Here is a 15,614-nt window from a genome sequence, read left to right on the forward strand (position 1 = left end):
GATTGCCTCCTGTAAAATACAGAATTCAATCCTTATTAGCTGCTTAAATATATGTCTAACTTTTCGGGTCCAGTTCACTTCGTGGAAAAGGTAAGGGCGGTTCTCGGCTAAAACGTTAATGTAATTATCTTATAACCGCACCTACTACCACCACAATAACAAGTTAGGTTACAAAGGCAGAAGTTTCTCAGGCTTCTGTCTTCTTTATTTTATGCAAAATTCATACTATATACTCTACCATCATTGTAACACATTTTATTTATTTTTAGTCAAGATAAAAAAACACCTAAAGAGTTTCTCTTCAGGTGTTTCTCTATTTTACGCTAATGCAGCTGCATGCTCTTGTTGATCTACAGGAATGACAGCGTCTGTTAATGCTTTTTCTAGTTCTGCTGTGTATTTCATTTGCTCTTCTTTGCTCCAGCCTAGTTTCGCAGCCATGTAGTTGATTACTGCTTCTTTCCACTCGTATACCCAGTGGATGTTGAAGAATACAGCGCCTCTGCGGCGTACGAAGAAGTCAACTGGTTTTGCTGTCATTTCGTAATCCATTGCGTATACAAGTGGGATTAGAACGTCTAGCGGCATGTTGTATTCTTTCGCTTCGTCTTTATGTTTTTTAGCTAATTCGAACAGCACGTCTACGTTAGAGCCGTAGAATTTCGCGAATTCTTCTGCTTGTGCTGTTGTTAAACCGTATTTCGTACCTTCGCCTGCTTTTTTCGCGATAAATGCTGGTAATCCTTTAGAGCCATCTACATGTCCACCAGAGATTGGCATATGTTTCGTTGTGCTCTTCGGATATGCACTATGGCCTTCTTTTTGTAGTAAGTTTGTTACGTAGTCTACTACCATTTCAGCCATTTTGCGGTATCCTGTTAATTTACCACCTGCGATTGTAATTAAACCAGATTCAGAAGTCCAAATTTCATCTTTACGAGAAATTTCAGATGCACTCTTACCTTCTTCATAAATTAACGGACGTACACCAGCCCAGCTTGATTCGATGTCTTTTTCCGTAATTTTTACGCTTGGGAACATGTAGTTAATCGCATTAATGATGTACGTGCGATCTTCTGTTGTCATTTGTGGTACAGCTGCGTCTTTATCATAGAACGTATCTGTTGTACCTACATAAGTTTTCCCGCCGCGCGGAATCGCGAATACCATACGTTTATCTGGTGTATCGAAGTAAATCGCTTGCCCTAATGGGAAACGTTTTTGATCAATTACTAAGTGAACACCTTTTGATAACTGAAGTACTTTTCCTTTTTTCGAGTTATCTTTTTCACGAAGTGTATCTACCCAAGGACCGGCTGCGTTTACAATTTTCTTACCGTAAACTTCGTATACTTCACCATCTAGTAAATCGATTACACGTACACCACATACTTTTCCATCTTTATATAAGAAACTATCTACTTTTGCGTAGTTAACAGCTTTTGCACCGTGCTCAATTGCTTCTTTCATTACTTCAATTGTAAGACGCGCATCATCAGTGCGATATTCTACGTAGTAACCGCCGCCTTTTAATCCTTCTTGTTTTACAAGAGGCTCTTTCTTCAGCGTTTCTTCACGGTTAAACATTTTTCTGCGCTCGCTTCGTTTCACACCTGCTAAGAAGTCGTATACACGAAGACCAATTGATGTACTGAATGATCCGAACGTACCGCCTGTATGGAACGGAAGTAACATCCACTCTGGTGTTGTTACATGGGGACCGTTCTCATATACGATCGCACGCTCTTTCCCCACCTCTGCTACCATTTTCACTTCAAGTTGTTTTAAATAACGTAGACCACCGTGTACAAGCTTCGTTGAACGACTTGATGTACCTGCTGCAAAGTCCTGCATTTCAAACACAATTGTTGATAACCCGCGTGTTGCTCCATCTAATGCAATACCAGAACCAGTAATACCTCCACCAATTACGATCACATCTAATTCTTGTTTATTTACTCCGTTTAATACGTCTTTACGTTGTTTACTTGAAAATTTCATGGTAATTCCTCCCTTTGATAACGAAAAAAGAGACCACAAACTCCGCTATAGATTTCGCCTCTATAGCGTGTTGTGGTCTCTCCAAATCTCCTACCGAATTATTAACTTGTCACCATTATAACACTGTTTATGATTATTTGAAAGCTTTTGTTGCTTCAATTGCTTTTTTCCATCCAGCATATAGCTCTTCGCTTGTTTCCGCTTCCATTGTTGGTTCAAAGCGTTTGTCCATATGCCACTGTTCTTTAATTTCATCTTGGTTTTTCCAATATCCAACCGCAAGACCAGCTAAGTACGCTGCACCTAAAGCTGTTGTTTCATTGATCACCGGACGCTCTACAGGAACATCTAAAATATCACTTTGGAACTTCATTAAGAAGTTATTTTTAACTGCTCCGCCATCAACGCGTAATGTTTTCAGTTCAATACCTGAATCTGCTTCCATTGCGCATAATACGTCTTTCGTTTGGTAAGCTAAAGATTCTAGTGTTGCACGAATGAAATGCTCTTTCGTCGTACCGCGTGTTACACCAAACATAGCGCCGCGTACTTCACTATCCCAGTAAGGTGTACCTAATCCTACGAATGCTGGTACAACGTATACACCGTCAGTTGATTCAACGCGATTCGCATACACTTCACTCTCACTTGCATCTTTAAACATGCGCATTCCGTCACGTAACCACTGAATTGCAGAACCTGCTACGAAAATACTTCCTTCTAATGCATAGTTTACTTTACCATCTATTCCCCATGCAATTGTTGTTAATAGACCATGCTCAGAAGCTACCGCTTTTTCACCAGTGTTCATTAGCATGAAGCAACCAGTTCCGTAAGTATTTTTCGCCATACCTTCACCGAAACAAGCTTGTCCAAATAATGCCGCTTGTTGATCACCAGCTACACCGGCAATCGGTACATTTTGACCGAAGAAGTGATAGTCAATTGTTTCTCCATACACTTCAGATGATGGACGTACTTCTGGAAGCATGCTCTTTGGTACTGTTAACATGTCTAGAAGTTCATCATCCCACTGTAAGTCGTGAATGTTAAACATTAATGTACGTGATGCATTTGAGTAATCCGTTACGTGCGCTTTACCACCAGATAGTTTCCATACAAGCCACGTATCAATTGTTCCGAATAATAGATCGCCGTTTTCTGCTTTCTCTCTTGCACCTTCAACGTTATCTAAAATCCATTTTACTTTCGTACCAGAGAAGTATGCGTCAATTAAAAGACCTGTTTTTTCGCGAACCATTTCGCTATAACCTTTTTCTTTTAACTCATCACAAATTTCAGCTGTTTGGCGAGATTGCCATACAATTGCGTTATAAATTGGTTTACCAGTCGTTTTATCCCATACAACCGCTGTTTCACGTTGGTTCGTAATACCGATACCAGCGATTTGTTCTGGTTTTACATCTGCTTCGCTTAAGCAAGTTGCGATAACCGCTAAAATAGATCCCCAAATTTCTTGCGCGTTATGCTCTACCCAGCCTGGCTTTGGAAAATGTTGTGTAAATTCTTTTTGAGCTGAATGAACAATTTCACCTTTTTTATTGAAAAGAATTGCGCGTGAGCTAGTTGTTCCTTGGTCTAATGAAAGAATATATTTTTTCATAATGGTTTCCCCCTTATGCTACTTTTCTACTATTTGTATTGCTTCCACTTTTTTTGCTTGTCATATAAGAGATTGCTAGTACAATCACAGTTGCAATAATCACATAAATAAGTGCTGCATTTTGTTTTCCTTCAAATACAACTTGATGGAATAATCCTGCCAGTGATCCACCTAAAATTGGACCTACTACTGGAATCCATGCATATTTCCAGTTTGAACCGCCTTTTCCTGCAATCGGAAGGAAGAAGTGCGCGATACGCGGACCTAAATCACGTGCTGGGTTGATTGCGTATCCTGTCGTTCCACCTAATGATAAACCAATACTTACAATTAAGAAACCTACGATAAATGGATTTAATCCATCTGCAAATTTATTTGCACCAATTGCTAATATACCAAATACTAAAACGAATGTCCCAATCATTTCACTTAAAAGGTTTGCAAATGTGTTCGGAATTGCTGGACCTGTTGCAAATACACCTAACTTTGTTCCTGGATCTTCTGTTTCTTTCCAGTGTGGTAAGTAATGTAAATATACGATAACTGCCCCGATAATTGCCCCAATCATTTGTGCTGCGATATAACCAGGTACGTCACTCCATGGGAACGCTCCCTTAAATGCTAATCCTATCGTCAAAGCTGGATTCAAATGTGCCCCACTAATTGATCCAACCGCGTACGCTGCAACCGCTACCGCTAAGCCCCAGCCCATTGTAATAACAATCCAACCAGAATCTTTCGCAAACGACTTCTTTAAACTTACACCAGCACAAACGCCGCCACCAAGTACGATTAACAACGCAGTCCCTATTAACTCTCCTAAAAATGCTGACATAGTATCCCTCCACAATCAATTTAAACGCTTTCAAATGTGATAGAGATAAAATGAATGGCCATTCGTTTTTGTCAAAAGAAAAAGACCCACAGCTTTGCACGCTTCTATATAAATTTATATAGAAACAATGAAATGTGGATCTCTACTTTTCTCCGTCACGTTTATTAACTTGTCTATAATGTTAACCGTTAATGAAAGCGGTGTCAACAGAATTATTTCACATTTTCGTCACTTTTTTGGTAATGTTTCCATAGTTCACGTTTTGATGTCGTAATTGCTGTCGCACCAGCATTTAAAGCTCTCTCTACATCATCAACAGTACGAATGAAACCACCCGCTAAAATCGGTACACCAGTACGCTCTTTCACTTCAGCGATCACATCCGTTAACGCTCCTGGGAGCACCTCTATATAATCCGGCTTCGTCTTTTCTAAAAGATTGCAACTTTTCTCCATTGCACTCGAATCGATTAAAAAGATACGCTGAATTGCCACAACACCTTTTTGCTTCGCCTTCATAATGACGCTCGCCTTTGTTGAAAGTAACCCGTACGGTCTAAACTCCTGACATAAATACTCCGTCGCATGCCCATCACTCTGCAAGCCATGAATTAAATCCACATGTAAAAATACCTTCTTACAATATTGCTTCGCAAGCGATATAACACTCTTCAATTGACCGACATGAATATCTAAAATAACGATATACTCATACGAACTATGTAATAGCTTTTCCAAATCTTTAATTTGCCTCACTGCCGGCAAAATCTTTTGTTCATGAAATTCCATTCTATATGTCCCCTTCTTTATGTCGTCCTATCCTTTATAGTACACAATTTAAGTAAAAAGAACAGCTAGTGTAGGGGATTTCTTTCAAATCTTTTTTTACCTATACATATTCTTCAACTTATTAGAAGCAGTGCCACCTATAACCATTAATATGAAAGGTAAAAAACTCATTACATATGGTGCGTCCGCTAAAATTGTAATGCTCGTTCCTGCAAACTTATTTAATGTCCATACAACGATTTTTGTAAGAAACAAAAATACCCCGACCATAAATAAACTATCAAAAAACACCTTCCATTTTGGATACGCCAATTGCTTACTATCTTCAATTACTTTTTGCGTCAACTCTTCATCGCTCCTTAGCAGTTCATCAATCGTAATACCGAACAAATCGCTTAAATGAATAATAATTTCAATGCTCGGATAGTTCTTTCCCGTCTCCCATTTCGAAACAGACTGCCTACTTACATGAATTTTTTCAGCCAAATCACTTTGCGACCAATTTCGTTTTTCTCGTTCTTCTTCTAAGCGTTCACTAAAAATCATACTGTGTTTATCACCTCTCTACATCTAGTATGGACAAATACATGATGTAGAGTAAAGCGAGTTGTCGTTTCGTGTCGGTAAGTCGATATCTTATGTCGAATCGTCGATAAATCGAAAAAATCGTTGATATATTTCAAGTTGTGTTCGATATATTTGAAAAATCGTTGATATATTTCAAAAAATAAAAAAGTGGATAACGACATGTTATCCACGCTCCCATAATTATAATAAAAACGAATCCTTATCACTATCCTGATTCCCCTTCTTATCATTCTCCAGAAAGAAAATCATTTTATTCATTTCCCAACTTATACTAGTATCGATACCATCAAGAAAGATAATGAAATTAGAACGAGCAAAAAACCCTGTAAAATTCATTACAGAGTTTTTTGCCGATTATTTATTGTTTTGCATACCGAATACGAACGTTATCGTCCATATGATAAATTTGTAATGTGTTTCCATCATAGTTTTGTAATTTATACATCATACTATCATTTGTTAGCTTTACTTCTTGACCGTCTTTAACTGCTTTTGTTACCTTTAACGATAATTGGAATGATGGAACATCTACCGCATATGTTCCTGTTAAGTAGTTATCTTTATTCGGATAAGAACCATCCGCATAGGACTCAAATGTCTTATCACCTTTTAGTACTAACGTAGTTTTTATGCCACTACCGTAATCAATACCCCAATTACCAATAATCTCAGTACCATCTTTAATGTTCTTCTGCATGTTCTCATAATTAATTCCTAACTCTTCACTTGTACCAACTGTACCTACAAATACCCCAGTTTTTGCTTGGCTTTTATCTGTTTGAGCCTGACTACCAGTAGTTGAGTTTGCCTGTGTAGAATTACTTGTTGTACTAGTAGATTTTTCTGTGACTGTATCACCTTTTGTTTCGGATCTTAACTTATCGAACGTAGGCTTCCAAATACGTTTTGCTTCCTCTAGTTTTGTATTTGCTTTATTTAAGATTTCTTTATCAGTCTCTATGCTGAATCCTTTATCTTTGAATAACTTCTCTATCTCACCGAATGTTTCTCTTAGTTTATCCGTCGCTCTTTCAATCTCTTTTTGATCTTCTTTATGTTTTGGCGGTGCGGAAATCTTCTCTATTTTATCAAATACTTTATAGATGTCTTTAATACTATCTAATACCTCAGCTTTTGATTTACTTCCGTTTCTCAAATCCCTTACAGAAGCATCATAGTAATCAAATCGTCTTAACATATCCTGTTCAATGTCTAATAAATATTGTGCATAATCTTCATCCAAAACGCGAACCTTTTGAACATCTTTACTTTCTTCTTTCGCATTCGTTGATTTTTCTTTCGTTTCAGAAGCCTTAGATTTACTTGTTTCTTCTGTCTTTTCTTCTTTACTTGCCGAATCTTTTACTGTAACACAACCACTTAATAATAAAGCAACTGGAACTGCAGCAGCTATTAGTTTCTTCACTTTCATACCTCATACCCCTTTAAATCATTTATTCTTAGTTGGTTTTACTACCGATGCTCTTCGCTGCTTCTTCAAACAGTTTTGAACCTTCTTGTGCTTTACTTACTGCTTGATGCATTTTACTCTCGTCTTCTTGATCTAATGCATCAAAGAGAAGTTGAAAACAATCCGCATACAGTTCCATCGATTGCTTTATCTTCGCCTGTTCTCCCTGTAACTCAGGAGGCGCTTGTAAATTCTTCAGTTTCTTCGTTGTTGCCTTTGCTCCACCTAAACTTAGTTGTACTTCACTTTTCTTTTGTTTGTATGATTTTACGTCTGAATCTGCTATTCCTTCAATTAATTTCATTGTATCTTCAATTTGAGTAGCACTGTTTATGATATCTGCCTTATACCTTTCAACATCAGAACCAGTTGAAGAATTAGAAGAGGAACTTTGTTGACTACTTGATGAACTACTGTTTGTACCTTCACCTTTCGCTACAGATAAGCTATCTTCTTTCTTGCTATCAGTTGACTTACTCTCTTTTTCAGAAGCCTTATTCTCTTTCTCTACCTTTTGTGTTTCTTCTTTCTTTGGTTCATCAGCTTTCTTACCATCCGTTTCAATTGTAATACAACCGCTCAATAACATAACTGGTAATGCTAAACTCACTAATTTTTTTGCCTTCATGATTACTACTACCCCTTTAGTTGTAAAATTTAGTGTGAAAAAGTTAATATACTTAATTAATAAATTTTCCCCGAATAATTTATTAGAATCTACTACGAATAGATTTCCTGTATATTCACAATCTTTCCATATATATCATTTTACAAAGAATTACATATTTGGTCAAAGGGATTTATGTAGTTTTTAAAGAAACATTTCTACGCGAAAAAAGAAGCTAACAATAAATTGTTAACTTCTCAACTTAAGGGAAAATAATATCTTTCCTTACCTTCTAATATCTAGGTTGTGATTGAATATTTGTAAGATGAACATCATACATATCAATGATTTCAAGAAATCTATCAGCTTCACGGAAGACATGGTCTGCCAATAATGGGTGGATGATACTCTTTATTTTACATTGCTCAATTAAATCACGTGCTGTTTTCTTAAAGTCCCGAAGAGATGCAACCGACACACGATTTTGATCTAAAAATTGATCTAGAAGAGGGACAGTTTGGGATTGTGGTTTCATTGATTCTAAGTCAATTGCTTGATACATTAATGCATCAAAATCATTGCTAAAATTTCGCGCTGTATCTACAAGCTTTCTTTCCGATGGATCAAGAAGATGGCCAATAAATTTAGCATGGTCTGCCATAATCCTCAAAAAGAAAACATTTTCTTTAATAATAGCATCAGGAAGAGCATCTAATTTTCCTTCATTTAATTCCATTAAACGTTTTCTAAAATAATCAGCTTCCCTACTCGTATGGTCAACTAACAGTGGAAAGTTATTTTGTCCTGGCAATTTACATGTGAGAATCAATCCTAAAATTTTCCGTTTAAACCCCCAAATATTAGTTGCGGCTTGTTGTACTTCTGCATTAAATCTTTTGATTTGCTCAGGATCTGTTTCATTTGTGTAGGAATGCGCTATTTGTTCAATATGTTCAAACAATCGATAAAATTGATTCGCCTCTTCAATTAATTGCGTATCCTCGCATCTAAACCCTAAGCGAAGAAAAAGAGAATGCTCCTTCATGATTCTAGACCAAAAACGAATTTCATTTAATGAACGCTCAACAAACATTACAGATGTAACACCTGTATCCGGATGTAATGGAGTTTCATCCCTATGCATTGTTAATCCCCCCCAGTAAAATACCCCGCTAGTTCCATTCTTATGAAGAAACATATATATAAATGCCCTCAATAAAAGTTCATAATGAATTTCGTATACATGCTTCCCAACAAAGAAAAAGGCTACCACCTAGATGTAAACTTCTACTAGATAATAGCCTTTCAACATTTCTATTAAAGCAATACAGAATCTTTATCACTATCCTGATTACGTTTCTCGCGCTCTTCTGCTAAGCGCTTCATGTACACTTCGCCTTCTTTTTCAATAAACTCATTATCCATCTCTTGCTCTTTTTTTGAAGTATATAAAACCATGTAGCCACTTAATACGATCCCAACGATTACAAGATACACCCACCATGGTAAAGTTTCCACTCTACTTCATTCCTTTCCTTAGACAAGCCTTATTAGTTTCACTGTATGAGGAAAGAAGTACATTTATGCTTAAAATTTTATCATTGTGGATTCTTCGCGAAGAACGCTTGTACATATTCCATAAACTCGATTGGTTCCTGACGAAACGGTGCGTGGTATCCTTTTTCAATAATATGAAACGTACTATTCGCAAATAGCCCATGATACAGTTCACCATTTTTCCAAGAAACGCTTTTATCGTGTCGTCCCCATAAAATTAAAGTTGGCACCTTAATTTTATCGGCTTCCATCGCAATGCGGCGCTCTCTCATTTTCGTCAGCTGATCATAATGCTCTTTATCATCACGACTATTTTTCACTTCATTTTTATTGTAATCCGTAATCTCTGTTACAGTTTGTAAGTCTGTCGATAGCGGCGGCACTTCATAACTTTCTTTTTGCTGGAAAGATTCAATTCCTGTAGAGTCTGCTAAAATGAGATGCGTCACTGCGTCCGGATATAAATACGCTAAATTGAGGGACATCTCTCCGCCCATTGAATGACCGAGCACCGCAAACTGATCGTATCCGAGCTTCTTCATTAACTTATAATATAAATTCACTTGCGCAGGAAACGAATACTCAAAATCAATTGGCTTAGAAGAACGTCCAAACCCTAAAATATCCACTGCAATAATCGTGTGGTCCCGCGCTAGTTCCGGATAAATATCACTAAATCCATCTGAAGAACCACCAAACCCATGCAGCATAAGTAAAGGAGGCTTCCCCTCACCAATTTTCTTAAAATAAATCGTCTGCCCGTCAATTTGCGCCATACTCTCTTTCGTATGCAGCTTCATCATAACAGTATCTTTCACTTCTCCAACCTTCGCAATCGGCTTATCAACGAAGTTACATACGATAAGCAAAACGAGCACAATACCGCTAATCAAATAAAACTTAAACCGTTTCAACATTCCCGTCTCCTTTCTCTTGTTGCTATTTAAAGTTTTTACATTATTTGGTTGTTTTATAATTATTTTTAATTGTAACTAAAACAGTTACAATTTCACTAAAAAAATATAACTCATTTCTATTACTAATGGTTATTTTGTAACTATTATAGTTATACATTTAAAGTAAGTCAATTCTTTTCTCTACATGGTCTAAAAATAGAAAAAGGGACTTCATGTTGAAGTCCCTTTCTTTGTTATTATAGTTGGCTTACTCCGCCGCCATCGCCTCTATTATCTACTGGTGCTCCGCCATCTCCTTTATTGAAGTTGGCTGGCGCTCCTCCATCTCCTCTATTATCTGCTGGTGCTCCGCCTGTTTCACCTATGTTAACGTAGTCTGGTCTTGCTGGCGCTCCACCCGTGTCTCCTCTATTAAAACTAGCATAGTCTGGTTTTACTGGTGCCCCACCAGTATCTCCTTTATTAAAACTAACATAGTCTGGTCTTGCTGGTGCTGGAACATCACCGTGCTCCGCTTGTTGTACAAAAGAACTATTTAAACCGACAGATACAATACCAACTAACACTATACCAGTTACAGCCATACCAATTTTTTTAAACATTATTTTAATGCTCCTCTCTCTATCTTCTTCTCTTTTGCCTGTAATGCTTTGTAAAAATAATCACTTGCTTTCATGTAATTAGCATCCTCACGAAACTTTATTGCAAGTTTTTCAACATATTCCTGAGTGTAACTATATAAAGATTCTTTATCAAAATAAGTAATTCCTTTAAGAATAATTTGCTCTAATTCTTTAATAGGAACATTACCATTTACTGCTTTTAAAATACTAAAATGATGTATATACTCTTCATTTTCTAACTCCATACAAATATTTAATCCTCTATCAATTAATTCTTCAGCAATGTTTGTTTCTCCCAGTTTAAAATGTTCCCTAGCTTGTAGGAAAATCGCTTTGAAATGTGCTGGGAATTTCTCTGTTACTTCTGAAAGATGTCGAATAGCTAGTGCAGAAAGGTTTTGACTTGCGTATAGCCAGCCTAAATTATGACGTACCCTTAAAAGCAATATAGCGTTATCCTGTTTTTGTAGAATATCTATCGCTGAATTTAAACACTCTTCTGCTTGTTCATATTGCTTTATTTGTATGGCAGTTAGTCCTAAAAGATTCTGAGATAAAGCAATATTCATATCTTGTCCTGCTTGTTTTGAAAAAATTTCTTTAGCTTTATTTACATATTTTATTGTATTCATTGGTTGCCTTGTATTGTAGAAAAATGCAGAAAGACGATAACAGAATTCCCCATATTCTAATTCATCAGGGATATATTTTATTAGTGTTTTGGCCTTCTCATAACATCTACTTGCATCATTGTAATTTGATATTAGAGTTGCATGCATTGCCTTAAAAAAATAATAGTAATATGACAAACGATTTTCAGACGTTTTATAAATTTCATCAATTTTATCAAAACTATTTTTAGTAATTTGTAAACCATCCGCCAGCACTTTATATCTAAAATCTAATAAAGAGTAATATAGCCACAAATCCCCATCCTCTTTTACATTAGAAAATTCACTCTCAATCTCTTCCTTCATCTCCGTTGCTTTCTCTATATTTTGCTGCAACATTACACGATACCAATCATCTAAAGAATGTTTCATTTGCTCCCTTGTTACTACATCTGCTCCCATACACTCGCATCCCCTTTTCTCCAAAATTACAAAATTAGGATATTTATAGAATTATCAAAATTGTATAGTATCACCTCTTTTCTATGTATTGAAAAATAATTATCAGAAAATTAAATATTTTAATTAATTATACCAAAGTTTTCCTTTTCGATAACTTGAGAAAGAGTTGTCAGAAAACTTAATAGAACAAATAAAAAAGCAAGCAGTTCCAGCTATCAGCTAAAACTACTTGCTCTCCTACTTATTATCTCTACTTTTACTCTTTAATAAATTCCTTCGTGCTTCTTACTGTATCAATTGGACGAACTAATTTTTCGATTTCTTCACGTTTTGGCTCTAGGAATGGAGGTAAAGATAATTTTTCGCCAAGTGTTTCGTATGGCTCATCCCCCATAAATCCTGGGCCGTCTGTTGCAAATTCAAATAAGATTTGTGGTGCAACTCTTGCGTATAATGACTCGAAGAAGTGACGGTCTACATAACCAGATGAAGGAAGCCCTACGCTACTGATTCTCTCAATCCATTCTTCTAATACAGCGCGATCTTCTACGCGGAATGCAGCATGGTGCACTGTACCAAAACCTTGTCGTGCTTCTGGAAGAACTGTATTATGTTCTACAATGACAGAAGCACCGTTTCCGCCTTCGTTTACTTCAAATAAATAGAATTCTCCTTCTTGCGCAACCTCTTTAAATAATAGAACTTTTTCTAACACTTCTTTGAAGAAACTAAAGTTCGCAATGCGGATAAATACAGGTCCTAAGCCAGTAATTGCATATTCTAATGGAACTGGACCTTTTTGCCATGGTGTACCTGATTCGATTCCTTTATCAAGTTCATCTGAGATTAATTGATAATGTTGGTCATCAAAATCAACGAAAGAAAGAGTTTTCTTACCGAATTGTTCTTTAATTCCTGTATGTTCCACTTTCAGACGGTCAAAACGTTTTACCCAATATTCTAATGCTGCATCAGTTGGCACGCGGAATGAAGTTTTTGAAATTTCATTCGTACCGTGTACTCCTTTTGGAATACCTGGGAAGTCAAAGAATGTCATATCTGTTCCTGCACTACCTTTATCATCTGCAAAGAATAAATGATATGTTTGAATGTCATCTTGGTTTACTGTTTTTTTAACTAAACGCATTCCTAAAACGTGAGTGAAAAACTCATAGTTTTTTTCTGCACTACTTGTAATTGCTGTAACGTGGTGAATTCCTTTTAATTGGTTCATTTTATATTCCTCCAATAGTTTTAAAATTTATGTTTTCTCTTCTATTACTTCTCTTCAATAGGTGCTAAATTCGCTTCAATCTCTGCACGCTGATCTTCTAGGAACGGTGGTAAATCAAGCTTTTCTCCTAAATGTTCCACATCTCCATCAACTGTAAATCCTGGTCCATCTGTCGCAATTTCAAATAGGATTCCGTTTGATTCGCGGAAATATAAGCTTTTAAAATAGAAACGGTCGATGATTCCTGAAGACTGGAAGCCTCTTTGTATCACCTGTTCTTCCCAATAAGCAAGCTCTGCATCATTTTTCACACGAATTGCTAAATGGTGAATGCTACCGCGGCCCGGTTTTTCAGTAGGACCATCTAAATATTTCACAACGATTTCTCCAAAAGCCTCGCCTTTAATGGACTGAAAAATCGCTTCCTCTTCGCTGCGGCTAACCTCTGTATAACCAAACATCTCTGTAAGTGTACTCGCCATTTTATCAAGTCTACGAACTGTCATTTCCACAGAACCCATTCCTTGAATTTGATGCTCTGCAGGAACTTCTGATTTCTCCCAAGTTTCCCAGTGCTCTACTTTTTCTCCGTTTGAAACGAGTAATACTAAGCGAAGACCTTCAGCATCCTCAAATTGCAAAGCAGGACGATTTGCATATGTTGTTATTTCACTATGTTTCACATCAAATGTCTCAAATCGTTCTTTCCAGTAATGCAAGCTATCCTCTGAAGGAACGAGTAACCCAATTCGAGTAATGGCATTCGTACCGCGATATGTTTTTCCTACTAAAGGAATTTCAAAAAACGTTAATTCCGTACCTGGACTTCCTGTTTTATCTCCATAAAATAAGTGATACATTGATGGATCATCTTGGTTCACTGTCATTTTCACGCGACGTAAACCAAGTACATTTTTATAAAAATGATTATTTTTATTTGCATTTTTCGTAACCATCGAAATGTGATGATGCCCTTTAATCTCATACATTGTTTATTCCTCCGTTTCGTTTTACTAGTCAAGTGATAACTAAAAAAATAACATTTCCCACAACTAATATGGTTTTTAACGTTTCAATTTATTCTTCATTATGTTTTTGTAAATTCATCTTAGTTTTTACTGCATAACTTACTTTGTTTTTTATCGAAAGCAACTGAGTGTATGTTTTTCATATGACTCAATCGCTTTCGTTACTATCACTTTACACCTCAAGTGATTAAAAAGCAAGAGGAAAATCTCGAATTTGAGATATTTTTTTGTTAAATAACATTTTAGGATAAAGAATCGTTAATTGCTATATTTTTTTAAAGTGGTTATTTACATATTTACGATAATAAAATCACTTCATTTCAATTTCAAAAACACAATAGCCTATAATCAGTGCCGGATGTCCCACACTGATTATAGTTTCGTTTTATATATTCCAAAAATCACTATTTATATCACTATTATATTTATAATCAACCTTTTCTTTACCACACTTTTCGCACTTATAAAAATTAGCTGTGCCCATCTGACCTGTTTTAAAGTTTTCACTATCCAGAGTTTTAATAAATTTATATTTGTGTATACATTTAGGTTCTTTTACTTTATTCAGCCATTTGTCTAACATAAAGTGATCACTCCCCCTTTAAAAAATCTTCCTAATACACCTATACATTTAGAGTAACCTACAAAAGATTTCCAATCAATGGGCACTCGCTCTTACCTTCTTTGCATCACATCGTATGCAATTTTTTGTTAAAGATTTTTACTTTATTGTAAACAGATTCTCAACCATTAGCTTTACACCGGCTAATTCAACATTAATTTCCTATAGTTTCTTCTCTTATCGGGCAATAAAAAATGGTGTGAAAACTTAATTTCACACCATTTTTTATAACCATATTGGCATTCCATATTTAAAAAAGCGATTTTAATTATGGAACGACGGTTTATAGAACGAACGATTTTAATCTAGTTCCAGATAATAAACGATAAAAAGATTAAAACGTTTAAACAGCAAGCTTCACGTTTCGTTCGCATTTTTTCTTTATTGATAAAAATCGTTATAAAAAGAAAAATTTGTGGGCGAAATGTGGGCAAAAATAATAAATACGACAAAAGAGCACAGCGTGTATATACAGTGCTACCAACACTCTATATACCGTCCACCTGATTAGCCCAGGTAAACACTTGCTATACTCTCATGACATATTGTACAACATGTAGGGTTTCTTAACATGCCCATCAACTTAAGAATTTTCACTACCCCCAAGTGACAAAAAACGTTATTCTTTCTAAAAAGCTAGCTAGAA

Annotated in this window: 15 protein-coding genes; all 15 read right to left on the minus strand. The window is 36.1% G+C overall.

Annotated elements, in window-relative coordinates:
- Positions 1 to 318: 318 nt before the first annotated feature.
- On the minus strand, positions 319 to 2,001 hold the full coding sequence (glpD, locus tag PDQ33_RS25170) for an aerobic glycerol-3-phosphate dehydrogenase (RefSeq protein WP_000672816.1): 1,683 nt from the start codon (positions 1,999 to 2,001) through the stop codon (positions 319 to 321).
- A 133-nt stretch (positions 2,002 to 2,134) separates the two neighbouring features.
- Positions 2,135 to 3,625: a glycerol kinase GlpK gene (gene glpK / locus PDQ33_RS25175; RefSeq protein ID WP_000759991.1), complete on the minus strand. Its 1,491-nt coding sequence runs from the start codon at positions 3,623 to 3,625 to the stop codon at positions 2,135 to 2,137.
- A 13-nt stretch (positions 3,626 to 3,638) separates the two neighbouring features.
- On the minus strand, positions 3,639 to 4,460 hold the full coding sequence (glpF, locus tag PDQ33_RS25180) for a glycerol uptake facilitator protein GlpF (RefSeq protein ID WP_001272193.1): 822 nt from the start codon (positions 4,458 to 4,460) through the stop codon (positions 3,639 to 3,641).
- A gap of 212 nt (positions 4,461 to 4,672) precedes the next feature.
- A complete protein-coding gene (gene glpP, locus PDQ33_RS25185; RefSeq protein WP_270393733.1) occupies positions 4,673 to 5,248 on the minus strand; it encodes a glycerol uptake operon antiterminator GlpP in 576 nt (191 codons plus the stop codon).
- Positions 5,249 to 5,344: 96 nt separating this feature from the next.
- Complete coding sequence (locus PDQ33_RS25190; RefSeq protein WP_071741424.1) at positions 5,345 to 5,794, minus strand: helix-turn-helix domain-containing protein; 450 nt, start codon at positions 5,792 to 5,794, stop codon at positions 5,345 to 5,347.
- Between the two features lie 400 nt (positions 5,795 to 6,194).
- On the minus strand, positions 6,195 to 7,268 hold the full coding sequence (locus PDQ33_RS25195; RefSeq protein ID WP_061131485.1) for a DUF3994 domain-containing protein: 1,074 nt from the start codon (positions 7,266 to 7,268) through the stop codon (positions 6,195 to 6,197).
- Between the two features lie 28 nt (positions 7,269 to 7,296).
- A complete protein-coding gene (locus PDQ33_RS25200) occupies positions 7,297 to 7,935 on the minus strand; it encodes a DUF7018 domain-containing (lipo)protein (protein ID WP_000644826.1) in 639 nt (212 codons plus the stop codon).
- Positions 7,936 to 8,206: 271 nt separating this feature from the next.
- Positions 8,207 to 9,058 carry a DUF2935 domain-containing protein gene (locus PDQ33_RS25205; protein ID WP_000554476.1) on the minus strand — a complete coding sequence of 284 codons (852 nt, stop codon included), beginning with the start codon at positions 9,056 to 9,058 and terminating at the stop codon, positions 8,207 to 8,209.
- Between the two features lie 173 nt (positions 9,059 to 9,231).
- The gene (locus tag PDQ33_RS25210; RefSeq protein ID WP_000449227.1) at positions 9,232 to 9,432 is read right to left on the minus strand and encodes a sporulation YhaL family protein; all 201 of its coding nucleotides are present in this window, start codon (positions 9,430 to 9,432) and stop codon (positions 9,232 to 9,234) included.
- A gap of 80 nt (positions 9,433 to 9,512) precedes the next feature.
- Positions 9,513 to 10,385 (minus strand): alpha/beta fold hydrolase, encoded by an 873-nt coding sequence (locus PDQ33_RS25215; RefSeq protein ID WP_116777215.1) that lies wholly within the window; start codon positions 10,383 to 10,385, stop codon positions 9,513 to 9,515.
- Between the two features lie 239 nt (positions 10,386 to 10,624).
- Positions 10,625 to 10,990: a Phr family secreted Rap phosphatase inhibitor gene (locus PDQ33_RS25220; RefSeq protein WP_061185158.1), complete on the minus strand. Its 366-nt coding sequence runs from the start codon at positions 10,988 to 10,990 to the stop codon at positions 10,625 to 10,627.
- Complete coding sequence (locus tag PDQ33_RS25225; protein WP_071741428.1) at positions 10,990 to 12,084, minus strand: response regulator aspartate phosphatase; 1,095 nt, start codon at positions 12,082 to 12,084, stop codon at positions 10,990 to 10,992. The genes PDQ33_RS25220 and PDQ33_RS25225 overlap by 1 nt, the downstream gene beginning before the upstream one ends.
- 256 nt (positions 12,085 to 12,340) lie before the next feature.
- Positions 12,341 to 13,318 carry a ring-cleaving dioxygenase gene (locus tag PDQ33_RS25230; protein WP_061131470.1) on the minus strand — a complete coding sequence of 326 codons (978 nt, stop codon included), beginning with the start codon at positions 13,316 to 13,318 and terminating at the stop codon, positions 12,341 to 12,343.
- Positions 13,319 to 13,362: 44 nt separating this feature from the next.
- The gene (locus PDQ33_RS25235; RefSeq protein WP_000272995.1) at positions 13,363 to 14,307 is read right to left on the minus strand and encodes a ring-cleaving dioxygenase; all 945 of its coding nucleotides are present in this window, start codon (positions 14,305 to 14,307) and stop codon (positions 13,363 to 13,365) included.
- 424 nt (positions 14,308 to 14,731) lie between these two features.
- Complete coding sequence (locus PDQ33_RS25240) at positions 14,732 to 14,929, minus strand: hypothetical protein (RefSeq protein WP_000884893.1); 198 nt, start codon at positions 14,927 to 14,929, stop codon at positions 14,732 to 14,734.
- Positions 14,930 to 15,614: the final 685 nt, after the last annotated feature.

The sequence above is a fragment of the Bacillus cereus group sp. Bc031 genome, from assembly GCF_027716265.1.
GTDB lineage: Bacteria > Bacillota > Bacilli > Bacillales > Bacillaceae_G > Bacillus_A > Bacillus_A paranthracis.